The organism is Bifidobacterium apousia (genome assembly GCF_007559275.1).
Classification (GTDB): Bacteria; Actinomycetota; Actinomycetes; order Actinomycetales; family Bifidobacteriaceae; genus Bombiscardovia; species Bombiscardovia apousia.
The window spans coordinates 1-272 of record NZ_VMHK01000014.1; the positions used below are offsets into that span (position 1 = coordinate 1).

Annotated in this window: 1 pseudogene; it reads left to right on the forward strand. The window is 50.4% G+C overall.

From position 1 onward, the window contains the following. Window positions 1-199: pseudogene (locus tag FPK30_RS08130) on the forward strand (hypothetical protein); the annotation flags it as partial. Window positions 200-272: the final 73 nt, after the last annotated feature.

The window sequence follows — 272 nt, forward strand, 5'->3', positions numbered from 1 at the left end:
AATCGGCCCCTTCCAAGTCCTTGACGACCATCAGATTCTGATCAGGCAGGAGAACCTGGAGCCGGGCCCCATCAACAGACTTCTGGTTCAGGAAGGCATCCTGGTCAATCAAATCAGCCAGCAGAAAGGATCGTTGGAGGAATATTTCACAGATCTGCTGAACAAAACCCTCAAGAGCATAGGAGGAAACAATGATTAACCAGATCAGGGCCGACTTTTACAGGCAGCGGAGATCCATCGGCATGCTGATTCTGCTCATTGCCACTATGGCA